The organism is Achromobacter marplatensis, assembly GCF_049060505.1.
Taxonomy (GTDB): Bacteria; Pseudomonadota; Gammaproteobacteria; order Burkholderiales; family Burkholderiaceae_B; genus Achromobacter; species Achromobacter marplatensis_A.
Genome location: NZ_JBMGRB010000001.1, coordinates 543,979 through 559,913, shown reverse-complemented (window position 1 = coordinate 559,913; position 15,935 = coordinate 543,979). Strand labels below are relative to the sequence as shown.

The 15,935-nt window shown below is 64.2% G+C and carries 16 protein-coding genes; 13 read left to right on the top strand and 3 right to left on the bottom strand.

What is annotated here, in order from left to right:
- Nucleotides 1-18: 18 nt before the first annotated feature.
- On the bottom strand, nucleotides 19-2,313 hold the full coding sequence (locus ACI0FO_RS02495; protein ID WP_416023880.1) for a RelA/SpoT family protein: 2,295 nt from the start codon (nucleotides 2,311-2,313) through the stop codon (nucleotides 19-21).
- A 106-nt stretch (nucleotides 2,314-2,419) separates the two neighbouring features.
- On the opposite strand from ACI0FO_RS02495, the gene ACI0FO_RS02490 reads away from it, so the two are divergent.
- Together ACI0FO_RS02490 and ACI0FO_RS02485 are read left to right on the top strand one after the other, a co-directional pair.
- Nucleotides 2,420-3,253 (top strand): zinc-dependent peptidase, encoded by an 834-nt coding sequence (locus tag ACI0FO_RS02490; protein ID WP_416023878.1) that lies wholly within the window; start codon nucleotides 2,420-2,422, stop codon nucleotides 3,251-3,253.
- Nucleotides 3,250-3,759, top strand: a complete 510-nt coding sequence (locus ACI0FO_RS02485; RefSeq protein ID WP_105555121.1) for a flavodoxin — start codon at nucleotides 3,250-3,252, stop codon at nucleotides 3,757-3,759. The genes ACI0FO_RS02490 and ACI0FO_RS02485 overlap by 4 nt, the downstream gene beginning before the upstream one ends.
- Before the next feature lie 80 nt (nucleotides 3,760-3,839).
- Here ACI0FO_RS02485 and ACI0FO_RS02480 read toward each other — a convergent pair whose 3' ends face one another.
- Both ACI0FO_RS02480 and pncB read right to left on the bottom strand, forming a co-directional pair.
- Nucleotides 3,840-4,190 carry a RidA family protein gene (locus ACI0FO_RS02480; RefSeq protein ID WP_006223803.1) on the bottom strand — a complete coding sequence of 117 codons (351 nt, stop codon included), beginning with the start codon at nucleotides 4,188-4,190 and terminating at the stop codon, nucleotides 3,840-3,842.
- 72 nt (nucleotides 4,191-4,262) lie between these two features.
- Nucleotides 4,263-5,438, bottom strand: a complete 1,176-nt coding sequence (gene pncB / locus ACI0FO_RS02475; RefSeq protein ID WP_199196711.1) for a nicotinate phosphoribosyltransferase — start codon at nucleotides 5,436-5,438, stop codon at nucleotides 4,263-4,265.
- 156 nt (nucleotides 5,439-5,594) lie between these two features.
- Here pncB and fdxA point away from each other — a divergent pair, with 156 nt between their 5' ends.
- The 11 genes from fdxA (at nucleotide 5,595) to ACI0FO_RS02420 (ending at nucleotide 15,900) form a co-directional block, all read left to right on the top strand.
- Nucleotides 5,595-5,918, top strand: a complete 324-nt coding sequence (gene fdxA / locus ACI0FO_RS02470) for a ferredoxin FdxA (RefSeq protein WP_006218015.1) — start codon at nucleotides 5,595-5,597, stop codon at nucleotides 5,916-5,918.
- A 49-nt stretch (nucleotides 5,919-5,967) separates the two neighbouring features.
- Complete coding sequence (locus ACI0FO_RS02465) at nucleotides 5,968-6,768, top strand: ferredoxin--NADP reductase (RefSeq protein WP_416023877.1); 801 nt, start codon at nucleotides 5,968-5,970, stop codon at nucleotides 6,766-6,768.
- Nucleotides 6,769-6,980: 212 nt separating this feature from the next.
- Nucleotides 6,981-8,207 (top strand): polyhydroxyalkanoate depolymerase, encoded by a 1,227-nt coding sequence (locus ACI0FO_RS02460; protein ID WP_416023876.1) that lies wholly within the window; start codon nucleotides 6,981-6,983, stop codon nucleotides 8,205-8,207.
- Between the two features lie 181 nt (nucleotides 8,208-8,388).
- Nucleotides 8,389-9,051: an electron transport complex subunit RsxB gene (gene rsxB, locus ACI0FO_RS02455; RefSeq protein ID WP_416024541.1), complete on the top strand. Its 663-nt coding sequence runs from the start codon at nucleotides 8,389-8,391 to the stop codon at nucleotides 9,049-9,051.
- Nucleotides 9,048-9,683 carry an endonuclease III gene (gene nth, locus ACI0FO_RS02450; protein WP_416023874.1) on the top strand — a complete coding sequence of 212 codons (636 nt, stop codon included), beginning with the start codon at nucleotides 9,048-9,050 and terminating at the stop codon, nucleotides 9,681-9,683. The genes rsxB and nth overlap by 4 nt, the downstream gene beginning before the upstream one ends.
- A gap of 353 nt (nucleotides 9,684-10,036) precedes the next feature.
- Nucleotides 10,037-10,810 carry an ABC transporter ATP-binding protein gene (locus tag ACI0FO_RS02445; RefSeq protein WP_416023873.1) on the top strand — a complete coding sequence of 258 codons (774 nt, stop codon included), beginning with the start codon at nucleotides 10,037-10,039 and terminating at the stop codon, nucleotides 10,808-10,810.
- Entirely contained in the window at nucleotides 10,807-11,517 is a 711-nt protein-coding gene (locus ACI0FO_RS02440) for an ABC transporter ATP-binding protein (protein WP_006223796.1), read from the top strand. Before ACI0FO_RS02445 ends, ACI0FO_RS02440 begins: the two co-directional genes overlap by 4 nt.
- A 61-nt stretch (nucleotides 11,518-11,578) precedes the next feature.
- Nucleotides 11,579-12,793 carry an ABC transporter substrate-binding protein gene (locus ACI0FO_RS02435; RefSeq protein ID WP_105555128.1) on the top strand — a complete coding sequence of 405 codons (1,215 nt, stop codon included), beginning with the start codon at nucleotides 11,579-11,581 and terminating at the stop codon, nucleotides 12,791-12,793.
- A gap of 102 nt (nucleotides 12,794-12,895) precedes the next feature.
- Nucleotides 12,896-13,783 (top strand): branched-chain amino acid ABC transporter permease, encoded by an 888-nt coding sequence (locus tag ACI0FO_RS02430; RefSeq protein ID WP_416023870.1) that lies wholly within the window; start codon nucleotides 12,896-12,898, stop codon nucleotides 13,781-13,783.
- Complete coding sequence (locus ACI0FO_RS02425) at nucleotides 13,780-14,763, top strand: branched-chain amino acid ABC transporter permease (RefSeq protein ID WP_105555130.1); 984 nt, start codon at nucleotides 13,780-13,782, stop codon at nucleotides 14,761-14,763. Before ACI0FO_RS02430 ends, ACI0FO_RS02425 begins: the two co-directional genes overlap by 4 nt.
- A 111-nt stretch (nucleotides 14,764-14,874) precedes the next feature.
- Entirely contained in the window at nucleotides 14,875-15,900 is a 1,026-nt protein-coding gene (locus ACI0FO_RS02420; protein ID WP_416023869.1) for an ABC transporter substrate-binding protein, read from the top strand.
- Nucleotides 15,901-15,935 lie beyond the last annotated feature (35 nt).

Here is a 15,935-nt window from a genome sequence, read left to right as displayed (position 1 = left end):
ACGTGGCCCGGGGCTGTCCTACCGGCGCGACGCCGAGGACACGCCAGCCACTTCGGCCAAGGCGTCCAGCGCGCGGGTGAGCGATTCGCCCCCGCGCACTTCCACCGTGAACACCATGTGGGCCAGCGACTGCTTGCTTTGCGTATTCACGCCCACCACGTTCAGGCGCAACCGCGCGAAGACTTCGGACAGGTCACGCAGCAGACCGGGCCGGTCGTGTGCGCGCACGCTGATGTCTACCGGATAGAAGGTGTCGGAGGTCTCGCCCCAGGCCACTTCGATCACGCGTTCGGGTTCGCGGGCGGCCAGCGCCAGGTAGCTATGGCAATCGCTGCGGTGAATGGACACACCGCGCCCCCGCGTGACAAAGCCCGCGATGGCGTCCGGCGGCGCCGGGCGGCAGCAACGGGCCAACTGCGTCAACAGCGAGCCCACGCCCACCACCAGCACGCCGCTTTTGCCGCTTTTCTCGGCGCTGCCCGCGCTGGCATGGCGTAGCGCGGCCGGTTGCGGTTCGACGGCCGGCCCCGGCTGCTGGAACACGCTGTCGATCTGGCGCAGGCTGAACTCTTCCTTGGCGGCCGCCACGTACAGGTCGTCGGCGCGGGCAAAGCCCAGGTTCTGCGCCAGTTGCTCCAGGTTGACCGCCGTCTTGCCCAGCCGCTGCAATTCCTTTTCGACCAGCGCCTGCCCTTGGGTGATGCGCTGCTGCAGCTCGATGGCGTTGAACCACATGCGCACCTTGGCGCGCGCGCGCGGGCTGGCCAGGAACCCCAGTTGCGGGTTGAGCCAGTCGCGCGACGGGCCGCCGGACTTGGCGGAAATGATCTCGACGGTCTGGCCGGTGGACAGCCGCGTCTGCAACGGCACCATCTGCCCGTCGACCCGGGCGCCGCGGCAGCGGTGGCCCAGGTCAGTGTGCAAGTGATAGGCGAAATCCACCGGCGTGGCGCCAGCGGGCAGTTCGATCACCCGCGCCTGCGGCGTCAGCACGTAGATGCGTTCGTCGGTGTGCGCGGGCGCCGTGACCACATTGCGGTTCTTGCCCGGGCCCGACTTGGCCGGACCCGCCTTGGCGGCGTCCGGCTTGGCGGGGTCCACGCCCGGCTCGGCCCCGCCTTCGACATCGCTGTTCCAAGCCAGCAGTTGGCGCATCCAGGCCAATTGGCGGTCGTATTCGCTGGAGGCCGCCACCTGGCCGCCCTTGGCGCCGGCCTCCTTGTAGCGCCAGTGCGCGGCCATGCCGTACTCGGCGAACTGATGCATCTCGCGCGTGCGGATCTGCACTTCGAATGGCCTGCCGTCGTCGTCCGTCACCACCGTATGCAGCGAACGGTACCCGTTGGGTTTGGGCCGCGAGATGTAATCGTCGAATTCGTCGGACAGCGGCGTCCACATTTCGTGCACCAGGCCCAAGGCCGTATAGCAGGCGCGCACATCCTCGACGATGATGCGCAAGGCGCGCAAGTCGTACATCTGGGCGAAGTCCAGGCGCTTGACCCGCATCTTGTTCCAGATGCTGTAGATGTGCTTGGGCCGGCCGCTGACTTCGGCCTCGATACCGGCCTTGGACAAGGCGGTCTGCAGGCGGTCGATCGCGCCTGCGATGAAGGCTTCGCGCTCGACGCGCTTTTCTTCCAGCAGGCGGGCGATCTGCTTGTAGCGGTCGGGTTCCAGGAAGCGGAAGGCCAGGTCTTCCATTTCCCATTTGATCTGCCAGATGCCCAGCCGATTCGCCAGCGGCGCGTACAGGTCCAGCGTTTCGCGCGCGAAGGCGGTCGAGCACGGCGCCTTGCTTTCGGCGTGCCAGCGCAAGGTACGCAGGCGCGAGGCCAACCGCATCAGCACAATGCGCAGGTCGGCCGCCATGGCCAGCAGCATCTTGCGCTGCATTTCCTTTTGCGAGCCGCTTTCGGCCTCGGCGTCGCTGGCCTGGCGGGCCACGACGCCCAGCCGCAGCAGCGCGCGCGTGCCCTGGACCAGCCGCGCGACCTCGGCGCCGAACGCGACGGCCACGGGATCGTTGCGCAAGGCCGGCGCGGGCGCCATCAAGTCGGTCGGCAGGGCGGCCAGCAGCGCCGCGGCGCGCGTAGCGGCGTCGGTGTGCAGGGCCGCCAGGATGCGGACCACGCCCGCGCCGTGACTGGCCAAGGGCTCGCCCGTCAGCGCCTGCTGCCCTTCAAACCGGGGGACGGCCCAGGTCACGGCCTGGTCTATCAGCGCCATGCCATGGGCGTCCAGGCCCGCCCCTACCTCCTGCCGCCAGGATGCGTCGAAAGGCGAAGGCGCGTCGGGAACAGGCGGGGCGGACATGACGGTTGTCGAGCGGGATCGGGTTGAGATTCCCGACACTCTACACTAGGGCTTGCAACCCCTGAATCCCCCGCCTTATCCCGTTATATCGAAGGAACCCAAGCTTATGTTGCGCTGGCTCAAGGGCCGGGGCGCCCGCCCCGCCCAGGTGGCCGAGATGCAGGCCCGCATCTCGCCCGAACTGTGGCGGCAGGTGCTGGATGCCCACCCCTTCCTCTCGGCGTTGAATGACGGCGAAACCGCCCAACTGCTGGCGCGGTCGGCCTGGCTGCTGGCCAGCAAAACCATCAACGGCGCGCGCGGCCTGGAGGTCTCGGACTTCATGCGCCTGTCCATCGCGGCGCAGGCCAGCCTGCCTATCTTGAACCTGGCGCCCGAACTCTATGAAGGCTGGGACGAGATCATCGTCTACCCCGCCAGCTTCCGCATTCCCCGGTCGCGCCAGGACGACGACGGCGTGGTTCACGAGTACATCGAGGACGCCGCTGGCGAAGCCTGGGAAGGCGGCCCGCTGGTGCTTTCCTGGGAAGACACGCAATTGTCGGAAGGCGGTTTCAACGTGGTCATCCATGAATTCGCCCACAAGCTGGACCTGCGCTCGGGGTTCGCGGACGGCATGCCGTCGCTGGCGGCGCATCGGGATCTGAAACCGAAGGTCTGGCGGCAAGTGCTGGACGACAGCCTGGACCGCTTCATCGTCGCGCTGGACGCGGTCGAGGCGGCCATCCCGCCCGACGTGGACCCCGAAAGCGAGGACGCCGACGCCTGGTACGGCCAGTTGCCGATGGACCCGTATGCGGCCACGGACGAAGCGGAGTTCTTCGCCGTCAGCTCTGAACACTTCTTCGTGGACCCTGCCCCCATGCAGCAGGCGCTACCCGAATGGTATGGCTTGCTGCGGGCGTATTACCGGCAAGACCCTCTGGAACGCTACGCATGAAGCAGTTGCTGATCATCTGGCATTCGCGCACGGGCGCGGCCCGGCAGATGGCCGAGGCCGCGGCCCGCGGCGCGACCGCGGCTGCCGCGCAACTCGAACAGGCGGACGAATTGCACATCATCCTGCGGCGCGCGGCGGACGCCGCGGCCGACGATTTGCTGGCCAGCCAGGGTTTTTTATTCTGCGCGCCCGAGAATCTGGCGAGCCTCAGCGGCGAGATGAAAGAGTGCTTTGACCGCAATTACTACGCGGTGCTGGACCGCATCCAGGGCTTGCCCTACGGTTGCGCCATCAGTGCCGGCAGCGACGGCTCGGGCGCGGCGCGGCAGGTTGAACGGATTTGCACCGGCTGGCGGCTGAAACCCGTGGCGCCGCCTTTGATCGTGAACCTGGGCGCGCAGACCGCGGAACAGATCTGGGCAGAGAAGACGGTGCCCGCCCAGGATCTGGCCAGGTGCGAGGAATTGGGCGGACTGTTGGCAGGGGTCGTGCTGATGGGGGGATGATGGTTGCGCCCAAAGGCCCACGCCCAAAGAAAAAGCCCTTCGGCATGCCGAAGGGCTTTTCACTTGCCGGCGGATATCGCTTAGACGGCGGCCGTCACGACGATCTCGACCTTGAAGTCGGGGTTGGCCAGGCGGGCTTCGACCGTGGCGCGCGGAGGCGAATTGCCGTCGGCGACCCAAGCGTCCCAGGCCTTGTTCATGCCGTCGAATTCTTTCATGTTGGCCACGTAGATCTGGGCCATCAGGATCTTGGTCTTGTCGGTGCCGGCTTCGGCCAGCAGGCGATCAATCGTTGCCAGCACTTGCTCGGTCTGGCCGGTGATGTCCAGCTTGGCATCGTCAGGCACTTGGCCCGCCAGGTACGCGACGCCGTTGTACACGGCCATGTCCGACAGGCGCTTGGCGACGTGGAAGCGCTTGATGCTGCTCATGAATATTCCCCTAGAGTCGAGTGGGTTGGGTGAATCAAAACAAGGAAACCCGCAATTTACCCCGAGCCGCCCTCAGGCGGGGGGCAACTGGAACACCTGGCGCAGATACGCCAGGTAGGCGGGATCGTCGCACATGGTCTTTTCGGGCGCATCGGACACCTTGGCCACGGGCTGGCCATTGCAGCGGACCATTTTCATGACGATCTGCAGCGGTTCGTGGCCCAGGTCGTTGGTGAGGTTGGTGCCGATGCCGAACGATACCTTGCAGCGCCCGGCGAACTGGCGGGCCAGTTCGATGGCGCGCGGGAACGTCAGAGAATCCGAGAACACCAGGGTCTTGGCGCGGGGGTCCACGCGGTTCTTGCGATAGTGTTCAAGCAGACGCTCACCCCAGACGAAGGGGTCGCCGGAATCGTGGCGCGCGCCGTCGAAGAGCTTGCAGAAATACATGTCGAAGTCGCGCAGGAAGGCATCCATGCCATAGACGTCCGACAACGCAATGCCGAGGTCGCCGCGATACTCCTTGGCCCAGACTTCCAGCGCGTACACCTGCGAATCGCGCAAGCGCGGCCCCAGCGCCTGGCAGGCCTGCAAGTATTCGTGGCCCATCGTGCCCAGCGGCAGCACTTCGTGCTGCTTGGCCAGCAGGACATTGCTGGTGCCCGCGAAGTGCGGCCCCATCTGCGCCTTCATGGTGGAGACCACTTCCTGGTGCCAGACCTTCGAGAAGCGGCGGCGCGTGCCGTATTCGGCCACGCGGAAATCGGCCAGCGCAGGGTCGTCCAGCACCAGGTGCATCTTGGACTGCAAGCGCTGGCGGCCTTCTTCCCAGTCGGGATTCTTGCGCGTGTTGCGGAAATAGACCTCGTTGACGATGGCCAGCACCGGGATCTCGAACAAGATCGTGTGCAGCCACGGGCCCTTGACCTCGATCGAGATCTCGCCGGGCGCGTCGCCTTCGCCGATGTGGATGCAGCGCTCGGGCATATGGAACAGCCCAAGAAAATCAACGAAGTCGCTTTTGATGAAACGCAAGCCGCCCAGGTAATCCAGTTCGTCCTGGGTGAAGCGCAACTGGCACAATTGGTGCACTTCCTCGCGGATTTCGTCCAGATAGGGGCGCAGGTCGGCCCCCACGGTGCGGCACTTGTAACGGTACTCGACCTGTGCAGCGGGGAATTGATGCAGCACCACTTGCATCATGCTGAATTTGTACAGATCGGTGTCGAGCAGCGAAGTGATTATCATGATTGCGCGTATCGTTTCGCGACACCATAGCATAGAGGGCCGGGGGTTCAGGGCGATGGGCCACGATGTCAATACGGGTATTACCGGCACATCCCGCCCGCATTGGGTAAAATCCGGCCAACAAGACACAAAAGCCGCCGATCCCGGAGTTCCTGAATGACCCACGTTGTCACCGAAAACTGTATTAAGTGCAAGTACACCGATTGCGTTGATGTGTGCCCGGTGGACTGTTTTCGTGAGGGTCCGAACTTCCTCGTGATTGATCCGGACGAATGTATCGACTGTGCCGTCTGCATCCCGGAATGCCCGGCCAATGCGATCTACGCCGAAGAAGACGTGCCGCAGGACCAACTGAATTTCATCGCGCTGAACGCCGAACTGTCCCCCGAGTTCGCCAGCATCAGCCGCGCCAAGAAGCCCCTGCCGGACGCCGACGACTGGAACGGCAAGCAGGACAAGCTGCAATACCTGGAAAAATAATCCGCGGCCGCTGGCTGCCGCCTGGCGGCCGGCATCGTGCGATGCCCCGATGACCGACGATTCCAAATACACGCGCCAAACCGTAACCCAGATCCATACCTGGGTGCCCGACAAGCTGTTCTCCGTGCGCGTGACGCGCGACGACGCGTATACGTTCCTGCCGGGCCAGTTCGCCCGGGTCGGTCTACCGGGAGCCGACGCCCCCGACGGCCCGCCCACCCTGTGGCGCGCCTATTCCATGGTGTCGGCCCCGCAAGAATCCGGACTGGAGTTCTATTCCATCGTCGTCCCCGACGGCCTGTTCAGCCCGCGCATGGCGCAACTGCGCCCGGGCGACGCCCTGTACGTGGAAAAGACACCCTACGGCTTCCTGACGCTGGAACGCTTCGCCCCTGGCGGCGACCTCTGGCTGCTGGCCTCCGGCACCGGTCTGTCGGCCTACCTGTCCATCCTGCGCGACCCTGCCACTTGGCGCGCCTATCGCCGCATCATCCTGGTGCATGGTGTGCGCACCGCGGCGGAGCTGGCCTACCGCGAAGAAATCGAATCCTGGGGCCAGCGTCCCGAGCTGGCCGACCTGTACGCGGCCGACCCGCGAAAACTGGTCTACCTGCCGATCGCCACCCGCGAGCCCCTGCCCGGCATGCCGCAAGCGCGCCTGACCACGCTGATCGCGGACGGCCGGCTGGAGCAATTGGCCGGGCTGCCACTGGATCCCGAACACGCCAAGATCATGCTTTGCGGCAACCCCGAGATGCTGGCGGACGCCCGCAAGCTGCTGGGCGAACGCGGTTTCAAACCGGGCCGCCGAGGCATCCCCGGCAACCTGGCGGTTGAGAATTATTGGTGATGCCGCATGGCTCGGCGTAGTGCACATATCCCCCGTTTGGTCTCTGGGCAGGGCAAAAAAACGCCCTAAACTGGTGCTTAATGGGATGACGGGTCTCTTTTTTGCAACAGAATCCCGGTTTCTGCCGCAGTTTCTTTAGGCTGATTGGATATATCTTTAGTCCCCGGCGCAATAATCGGGGCACACGCACGACCCAGAAGGACTTCCCCCAAATGCTGTACCAATTGCACGAAATGCAGCGCGCCTTCCTGACTCCGTTCGCTGCATTCACGGATGCCGGTTCCCAGCTGTTCTCCAGCCCATACAGCCCCCTCGCCTACACCCCGATTTCCCGTCAGATGGCTGCCGGGTACGAGTTGATGACGCGTATCGGCAAGGAATACCAGAAGCCCGCCTGGAATCTTCCCGAGACGCAGATCAACGGCAAGCCCGTCCGCGTCACCGAATCCTTGGCGCTGGATAAGCCCTTCTGCCGCCTGGTGCACTTCCACCGCGACGTGCGCGCGGCCGGCCGCGATGACCCCAAGGTATTGCTGGTGGCGCCGCTGTCGGGCCACCACGCCACGCTGCTGCGCGACACCGTGCGCGCCCTGCTGCCCCACCATGACGTCTACGTCACGGATTGGGTCGACGCCCGCATGGTGCCCCTGGCGGCCGGCCCCTTCCATCTGAACGACTACGTGCGCTATGTGCAGGATTTCATCCGGCACCTGGGCCCGGACGTGCATGTGATCTCGGTCTGCCAGCCCACCGTGCCGGTGTTGGCCGCCGTGTCGCTGATGGCCACCGCCAACGATCCCTGCCAACCGCGCAGCATGGTCATGATGGGCGGCCCCATCGATCCGCGCCAGTCGCCCACCCAGGTGAACCGGCTGGCCACGACCAAACCTTATTCCTGGTTTGAAAGCCAGGTCATCCATCCGGTGCCGCCGCGCTATCCGGGCGCCGGCCGCAAGGTCTATCCGGGTTTCCTGCAGCACGCCGGGTTCATGGCCATGAACCCGGACCGCCACATGAAGTCGCACTACGAGTTCTACCTGGATCTGCTGCGCGGGGATGACAGCGACGCCGAAGCGCATCGCCGGTTCTACGACGAATACAACGCCGTGCTCGACATGCCGGCCGAGTTCTACCTGGACACGATCAAGATGGTGTTCCAGGACTTTGCCTTGCCCGGCGGCACATGGGAAGTGGACGGCCAGACCGTGCGCCCCGCCGACATCAAAAAGGTTGCCCTCTTCACCATCGAAGGCGAGCTTGACGATATTTCGGGCCAAGGCCAGACGCGAGCCGCCATCACGTTGTGCAAGAACATTCCGGCCGAGCGCAAGTCGCACTACACCGCTCCCAACTGCGGCCATTACGGCATTTTCTCGGGCCGCCGCTGGCGCGAAATGATCTGTCCTAAAATTGCCGAATTCATCCGGCAATCGGCGTAGGATGGGTGCAGCGCGAGCAAGCCTGAACTAGAACCCGGACGTTAAGCGCACGCAACCCATCAAGCGGCTTTGGTTGCATGGCACAAGCAGCCATGCCGCCACCGCAGCTTGATGGGTTGCGCGCGTTGCGCTGTTGAGTCCTTGCCAAGGGACTCTCGCGCTTCCCCCCTCCTACCGTTCTCTGTTCCAAACCATGTCCTGTCGCTCACTTGCCGACCGCATCGACGCCTTGCTGCCCCAGACGCAATGCACCAAATGCGGCTATGACGGTTGCCGGCCCTATGCCGACGCCATTGCCGAGGGCGCGGCCCCGATCAATCGTTGCCCGCCCGGCGGCGACGACGGCATCGCCGCGCTGGCCGCCCTGCTGCAGACCCCCGCCTTGCCGCTGGACCTGGAACGCGGCGAACCCGGCCCGCTGCTCGTCGCGCGCATCGACGAATCCCATTGCATCGGCTGTACGCTGTGCATCCAGGCCTGTCCCGTCGATGCGATCGTTGGGGCCAACAAGCACATGCACACCGTGCTGGCCGACTGGTGCACCGGCTGCGACCTGTGCGTGGCGCCCTGTCCGGTCGACTGCATCCAGATGGTGCCTGCGGGGCGCGCGTGGAGCGCCGAGGACGCCGCGGTCAGCCGACAACGCCACCGCAATCACCAGGCCCGCGTGGAACGCCTGGCGGCCGACAACACGCGCCTGATGGCGCCGGAGGCCCCCGCTCAGGCGGCGCTTCCTCAGGCGGCGGCCGCCGCCGACGACGCGCACAGCGAAGACCGCAAGCGCTCCGCCATTGAATCCGCATTGGCCCGCGCCCGGGCCCGCCGCAATCCAACGCAGCCATGAACGCAGCCAAACGCAAAGAGATATTCGCCCGCTTGCAGGCGGCCAACCCGCACCCCACCACCGAACTGGAATACGACACCCCGTTCCAATTGCTGATCGCGGTGTTGCTGTCGGCGCAAGCGACCGACAAATCGGTCAACATCGCGACGCGTAAGTTCTTCCCGGAGTACGGCACGCCCCAGGCCCTGCTTGCGCTAGGCGAGGAAGGCCTGTCCGACTACATCAAGACGATCGGCCTGTACCGCACCAAAGCCAAGAACACGATCGCAACCTGCCGGATCTTGATCGAGCACCACGGCGGCGAAGTGCCGCAAACCCGCGAGGCGCTGGAATCGTTGCCAGGCGTGGGCCGCAAAACGGCCAATGTGGTGCTGAACACTGCGTTTGGCCAACCCACCATGGCGGTCGACACGCACATCTTCCGCGTTTCTAACCGCACCGGCATCGCTCCCGGCAAGAATGTGCTGGAAGTCGAAGACAAATTGGTGAAGTTCGTGCCGCGCGAATACATGCAGGATGCGCATCACTGGCTGATCCTGCTGGGCCGCTACATCTGCGTGGCGCGTAAACCGAAATGCCCCCAATGCGGCATTTCCGACCTATGCGAATTCAAACAGAAGACGCCCGCGTAAATTCCGTCGCGCCGGCTATTTCCTTATTATTTCATTGCATGAAAAACCGGGTTTTCCCTGCCCGGAATTGCACAACGCGTTGATAACGATCAACGCGGATTTGCTGCAACGCATTGGATAGGGAAAAGGGTTTTCCCGCCTTGCCGGCCCGGTATTGTCGGCCTGCCGACAATTCGTCATGCCGCACTGCAAAACCTATGTAAAACCCTCATGGAATTTTGATAAAGAGGTCCGCATACTCGCCGGCAACTCATCGGAAATCAGCGAACAATCGCTGAATTTCACGACCCTGCGGGGGCCTGGCGCAATGACGGCAGGTTGAGACCATAAAAATCAACGCCGGTGCAGCGGACATGGATGACACAATCCTGGAGACAAAAGGCCTCACCAAGGAGTTCCGCGGATTCGTCGCGGTCAATGGGGTCGATTTGCGTATCAAGCGGGGCGAGATTCATGCCTTGATCGGGCCTAACGGCGCGGGCAAGACCACTTGCTTCAACCTGCTTACCAAGTTCTTATCGCCCACTTCGGGGACGATCAAGTTCAACGGCATCGACATCACTGGCGATCGCCCCGCGCAAATCGCGCGGCGTGGCGTGATCCGCTCGTTCCAGATTTCGGCGGTGTTTCCCCACCTGACCGTGCTTGAAAACGTGCGGATCGGCTTGCAGCGCAAGACCGGCCTGTCGTTCCATTTCTGGCAAAGCGACAAGCGCCTGGCATCGCTGAACGAGCCCGCCCGCGCGCTGCTTGAACAGGTGGACCTGGGCGCCTTCGCGGACGAGACCACGGTGAACTTGCCTTACGGCCGCAAGCGCGCGCTGGAGATCGCGACGACGCTGGCGATGGAACCCGAACTGATGCTGCTGGACGAGCCCACGCAGGGCATGGGCCACGAAGACGTGGACCGCGTCACGCAGTTGATCAAGCGCGTCAGCGCCGGGCGCACGATCCTGATGGTCGAACACAACATGAACGTCGTGTCCTCCATCGCCAACACCATCACGGTGCTGGCACGCGGTTCGGTGCTGGCCGAAGGAACTTACGCCGAGGTCTCGCGCCATCCCGCCGTGATGCAAGCCTACATGGGCACCACCGACGGCGAACTTCAAGGAGCGCACGCATGAGCACCCCGGCATTGGAAATCTCGGGCTTGCAAGCCTGGTACGGGGAATCGCATATCCTGCACGGCGTCGATATGCGCGTGGGGCAAGGCGAGGTCGTCACGCTGCTGGGCCGCAACGGCGCCGGCCGCACGACCACGCTGCGGGCCATTCTGGGCCTGACGGGATCGCGCAAGGGCTCGGTACGCATACACGGCACCGAGGCCATCGACCTGCCCACTTACAAGATTGCCCACCTGGGCGTGGGCTATTGCCCCGAAGAGCGCGGCATCTTCGCCAGCCTGTCTTGTGAAGAAAACCTGTTGCTGCCGCCCGTCGTGGGCTCGCTGGGCGGGGGGATGTCGCTGGCTGAAATCTATGACATGTTTCCCAACCTGCAAGAGCGCCGGAATTCGCCGGGCACGCGCTTGTCGGGCGGCGAACAACAGATGCTGGCGGTGGCGCGCATCTTGCGCACCGGCGCCAACCTGCTGCTGCTGGACGAAATCTCCGAAGGCCTGGCGCCGGTCATCGTGCAGGCGCTTGCCCGCATGATCACGACGCTGAAGCAGCGCGGCTACACCATCGTCATGGTAGAGCAGAACTTCCGCTTCGCAGCTCCGCTGGCCGACCGCTTCTATGTGATGGAGCATGGCCAGATCGTCGAGCATTTCGAAGCGGCTGAACTTTCAGAAAAACAGGACACGCTCAACGAATTGCTGGGCGTCTAAAACAACCTGTCATCCGCCGGAACCCCGGCAACACTACACCGTAGGGAAGAGGAGTCATCCCATGAAGCTGCACACCATCACTGCTGCACTGGCCATGGCGGGCCTGGGATTTGCGGGGGTAACCGCCCACGCGCAAGGTATCTCCGACGATGTCATCCGCATCGGCTTCATCACCGACATGTCGGGCGTGTATTCCGACATCGACGGCAAGGCCGGTCTGGACGCGATCCGCATGGCGATCGAAGACGCCGGCGGTTCGATCAACGGCAAGAAGATCGAAGTGGTCTCGGCCGACCACCAGAACAAGGCCGACGTCGCGTCGGCCCGCGTGCGCGAATGGTTCGACGAACAGAAAGTGGACGTCATTATCGCCGGCACGAACTCGTCGACCAGCCTGGCCATGGCCGGCGTGGCCGCGGCCAAGAAGAAGCCGTTCATGGCTATCGGCGCGGGCGCGTCGGACCTGACCAACGCGCAATGTTCGCCCTACACCGTGCACTACGCCTACGACACCGTGGCCCTGGCGCGCGGCACCGGTTCCGCCGTCGTGAAGGACGGCGGCAAGAGCTGGTTCTTCCTGACCGCCGACTACGCCTTCGGCCATGCGCTGGAGCGTGACACCATGGCGGTCGTCAAGGCCGCGGGCGGCGACGTGAGAGGCCAGGTGCGCGCACCGCTGGGCGCCTCGGACTTCTCGTCCTTCCTGCTGCAAGCGCAAGCCTCCAAGGCGCAGATCCTGGGTCTGGCCAACGCAGGCGGCGACACCATCAACGCGATCAAGGCCGCCAATGAATTCGGCGTGACCAAGACCATGAAGATGGCCGGTCTGCTGGTCTTCATCAACGATGTGCACGCGCTGGGCCTGCAGGCCACGCAGGGCATGTACTTGACCGACGGCTGGTACTGGGATCAATCCGACGCTTCGCGCGCCTGGTCCAAGAAGTTCGAAGCCAAAGTCGGCCGCAAGCCGTCCATGCTGCAGGCGGGCGACTATTCCGCCCTTAGCTTCTATCTGAACGCGGTCAAGGCCACCGGCACGGACGACGGCGATGCCGTGATGAAGTGGATGAAGTCCAACAAGGTCAACGACTTCTTCGCCCAGGGCGGCTACGTCCGCGAAGACGGCCGCATGATCCACGACATGTACCTGATGCAGGTCAAGACCCCGGCCGAATCCAAGGCCCCGTGGGACTACTACAAGGTCGTGGCGACGCTGCCCGGCGACGAGGTCTACACCAAGTTGTCCGAGTCCACTTGCAAGCTGGTCAAGAAATAATCCACCGGCTTATGTGACCCCCGAGGTGCGGTCAGGCGCAAGCCGCCGCGGCCGCACCTTGAATTTGCTCGCTTCCATCCGTACGCGCAGGATTTTCACAAGATGACTGACCTTTTCGGCATCCCTATACAGGCCTTGTTCGGCCAGCTATTACTGGGCCTGGTCAACGGTTCCTTCTATGCCATGTTGTCGCTCGGGCTTGCCGTTATCTTCGGGCTGCTTAACGTCATCAACTTCGCGCACGGCGCGCTTTACATGCTGGGCGCGTTCATCGCCTGGATGGGGCTGTCGTACCTGGGGTTGAACTACTGGGTCATGCTGGTCGTGGCGCCGTTGGTCGTCGGGCTGTTCGGCATCCTCATCGAGAAGCTGCTGCTCAAGCACCTGTACAAGCTTGACCACTTATATGGCCTGCTGCTGACCTTCGGGCTGACGCTGCTGATCGAGGGGCTGTTCCGCAGCTTCTATGGCGTGTCGGGCCAACCCTATCCCACGCCCGACGCCTTGCGCGGCGCGACCAACCTGGGCTTCATGATCCTGCCGAACTACCGCGGCTGGGTCGTGGCGGCGTCGGTGGTCGTGTGCCTGGCCACCTGGTTCGTGATCGAACGCACCCGCCTGGGCGCCCTGCTGCGCGCGGGCACCGAAAACCCGCGCCTGGTAGAGGCCTTCGGCGTGAACGTGCCCCGCATGATCACGTTGACCTACGGCTTTGGCGTGGCGCTGGCGGGCTTTGCCGGCGTGCTGGCCGCGCCCGTGCTGCAGATTTCCCCGCTGATGGGGTCCAACCTCATCATCGTCGTGTTCGCCGTGGTCGTGATCGGGGGCATGGGGTCCATCATGGGCGCCATCGTGACCGGTCTGGGCCTGGGCGTGATTGAAGGACTGACGAAGGTGTTCTGGCCCGAAGCCTCCAGCACCGTCGTGTTCATCATCATGGCCATCGTTCTGTTGATCCGCCCGGCCGGGCTGTTCGGAAAAGAAAAATGAATCGTCAATTCCTGGGCTATGCGGTCCTGGCCGTCGTGGTGGCCGCTCTACCCTTTCTCGGGGTGTATCCGATCTTCGCCATGAAGATCATGTGCTATGCGCTTTTCGCTTGCGCATTCAACTTGCTGCTGGGCTTTACGGGGCTGCTGTCCTTTGGGCATGCCGCCTTCCTTGGCAGCGCGGCCTACGCCGCCGGCCATGCGATGAAGGTCTGGGGCTTTCCCACCGAAATCGGCCTGCTGTTCGGCGTGGGCGTGGCGGCTTTGCTGGGCTTGGCGATGGGCGCCATCGCCATCCGGCGCAGCGGCATCTACTTCGCGATGATCACGCTGGCGCTGGCGCAGATGGTGTTCTTCTTCTTCCTGCAGGCCAAGTTCACGGGCGGCGAAGACGGTCTGCAAAGCGTGCCGCGCGGCACCTTACTGGGGCTGGTCGACCTGTCCAAGGACATCAACCTGTACTACGTGGTGATGGCGATCTTCATCATCGGCTACTTCATCATCTGGCGCACGGTGAACTCGCCCTTCGGGCAAGTGTTGCAGGCGCTGCGTGAAAACGAGCCGCGCGCCGTTTCGCTGGGCTACGACGTGGACCGGTTCAAGCTGCTGGCCTTCGTGCTGTCGGCCGCGCTGGCCGGGCTGGCGGGCGCCACCAAGACCCTGGTGTTCGTGTCGGCCACCCTGTCGGACGCCACCTGGCAGATGTCCGGGCTGGTCATCCTGATGACGCTGATCGGCGGGCTTGGCACCTTGACGGGCCCGATCCTGGGCGCCTTCATCGTGGTGCTGCTGGAAAACAAGGTGGGCGACTTCGGCCAGATGATGGCCAACCTGACCGGCGTGGAGTGGTTCCTGCGCCTTGGGGAATCCGTCACCATCGTGATCGGCTTGATCTTCGTGATCTGCGTGCTGGCCTTCCGCCGCGGCATCGTGGGCGAAGTCGGCGCGTTCATCGACCGCCGGCGCGCCGCCCGCGCCTGACCCGCCAACGCTAGCCACCCGGACGGGGCCGCATCATGCGGCCCCGTTTGCTTTTGCAGAGACGCGAGGCCCCGTACAATAAAACGCACCCCATCAAACAGGTGCCTGACCATGCGCAACCCGCATCTGCTCGCCCCCGTCTGCGGCGCCCTGGCGCTGGCCACAGCCCTCCTGGCCCCGCCCGCCCAAGCCGCCTCCCCCACCGCTACCTGCGAAGTCGACCGCCCTGTCCGCTTCAGCGGCCTGAACTGGGAATCCAACCTGGTGCTGGCGGGCATTGAACGCTACGTGCTGGAACACGGCTATGGCTGCAAGACCAGCGTGGAAATCGGCGAAACCCTGCCCATGCTGGCGGCGCTGCAACGCGGCGACGTCGACGTGACGCCTGAAGTGTGGCCCGGACAGATCGAAGGCGCGTGGAAAAAGGCGCTGGCCAGCGGCAAAGTGCTGGGCGTGGGGCACGTGTACGACGCCGGAGAAGGCTGGTACGTGCCGCGCTACACCGTCGAACGCCATCCCGAGCTGAAGGCCGCGTCAGACCTGGCGCGCTTCAAGCAGGTATTCGCCGACCCGGAAGACCCTGGCCGCGGCCGCATCTACGGCTGCCCCGCCGGCTGGGCTTGCGGCACCTTGAACGACAACCTGCTGCGCGCGTTGAAACTGGACAAGGACTATTCGCTGTTCGCACCCGGCTCGGGCGCCGCGCAGAAGGCAGCCATCGTGTCGGCCTACAAGCGCAAGCGAGACATCGTCTTCTACTACTGGACACCCACGTCGCTGGTCGGCGCGCTGGACCTGGTGAAGCTGGAACTGCCCGCCTTCGACCAAACCGCCTACACCTGCATGACCGATCCCAAGTGCGCCGCACCGGTCGCCACCGAGTTCAAGCCGAACCCCGTGGTCACGGGTGTGAATGCGGCGTTCGCCAAAGAGGCGCCCAAGATCACCGACTTCCTGAGCAAGCTGGCCGTGCCCGACGACGCCATCAACGCCACGTTGGGCTGGCTCGAAAACGAAGGCAAGGAACCCGAGGATGCGGCGCGCTATTTCCTGAAGCAGTACGGGCCCGTCTGGCGGCAATGGATGCCGGCGGATGCCGCCGACCGCGTGCAGGCAGCGCTGGCACGCGAGGACTGACCGGACACCGCCGCCGCCTCATGTATCCTGGCGTT

Bases quoted from the DNA above. Each gene is read 5' to 3' on its own strand.
- ACI0FO_RS02495 (WP_416023880.1), bottom strand. From the start codon at position 2,313: ATGTCCGCCCCGCCTGTTCCCGACGCGCCTTCGCCTTTCGACGCATCC.
- ACI0FO_RS02490 (WP_416023878.1), top strand. From the start codon at position 2,420: ATGTTGCGCTGGCTCAAGGGCCGGGGCGCCCGCCCCGCCCAGGTGGCC.
- ACI0FO_RS02485 (WP_105555121.1), top strand. From the start codon at position 3,250: ATGAAGCAGTTGCTGATCATCTGGCATTCGCGCACGGGCGCGGCCCGG.
- ACI0FO_RS02480 (WP_006223803.1), bottom strand. From the start codon at position 4,190: ATGAGCAGCATCAAGCGCTTCCACGTCGCCAAGCGCCTGTCGGACATG.
- pncB (WP_199196711.1), bottom strand. From the start codon at position 5,438: ATGATAATCACTTCGCTGCTCGACACCGATCTGTACAAATTCAGCATG.
- fdxA (WP_006218015.1), top strand. From the start codon at position 5,595: ATGACCCACGTTGTCACCGAAAACTGTATTAAGTGCAAGTACACCGAT.
- ACI0FO_RS02465 (WP_416023877.1), top strand. From the start codon at position 5,968: ATGACCGACGATTCCAAATACACGCGCCAAACCGTAACCCAGATCCAT.
- ACI0FO_RS02460 (WP_416023876.1), top strand. From the start codon at position 6,981: ATGCTGTACCAATTGCACGAAATGCAGCGCGCCTTCCTGACTCCGTTC.
- nth (WP_416023874.1), top strand. From the start codon at position 9,048: ATGAACGCAGCCAAACGCAAAGAGATATTCGCCCGCTTGCAGGCGGCC.
- ACI0FO_RS02445 (WP_416023873.1), top strand. From the start codon at position 10,037: ATGGATGACACAATCCTGGAGACAAAAGGCCTCACCAAGGAGTTCCGC.
- ACI0FO_RS02440 (WP_006223796.1), top strand. From the start codon at position 10,807: ATGAGCACCCCGGCATTGGAAATCTCGGGCTTGCAAGCCTGGTACGGG.
- ACI0FO_RS02435 (WP_105555128.1), top strand. From the start codon at position 11,579: ATGAAGCTGCACACCATCACTGCTGCACTGGCCATGGCGGGCCTGGGA.
- ACI0FO_RS02430 (WP_416023870.1), top strand. From the start codon at position 12,896: ATGACTGACCTTTTCGGCATCCCTATACAGGCCTTGTTCGGCCAGCTA.
- ACI0FO_RS02425 (WP_105555130.1), top strand. From the start codon at position 13,780: ATGAATCGTCAATTCCTGGGCTATGCGGTCCTGGCCGTCGTGGTGGCC.
- ACI0FO_RS02420 (WP_416023869.1), top strand. From the start codon at position 14,875: ATGCGCAACCCGCATCTGCTCGCCCCCGTCTGCGGCGCCCTGGCGCTG.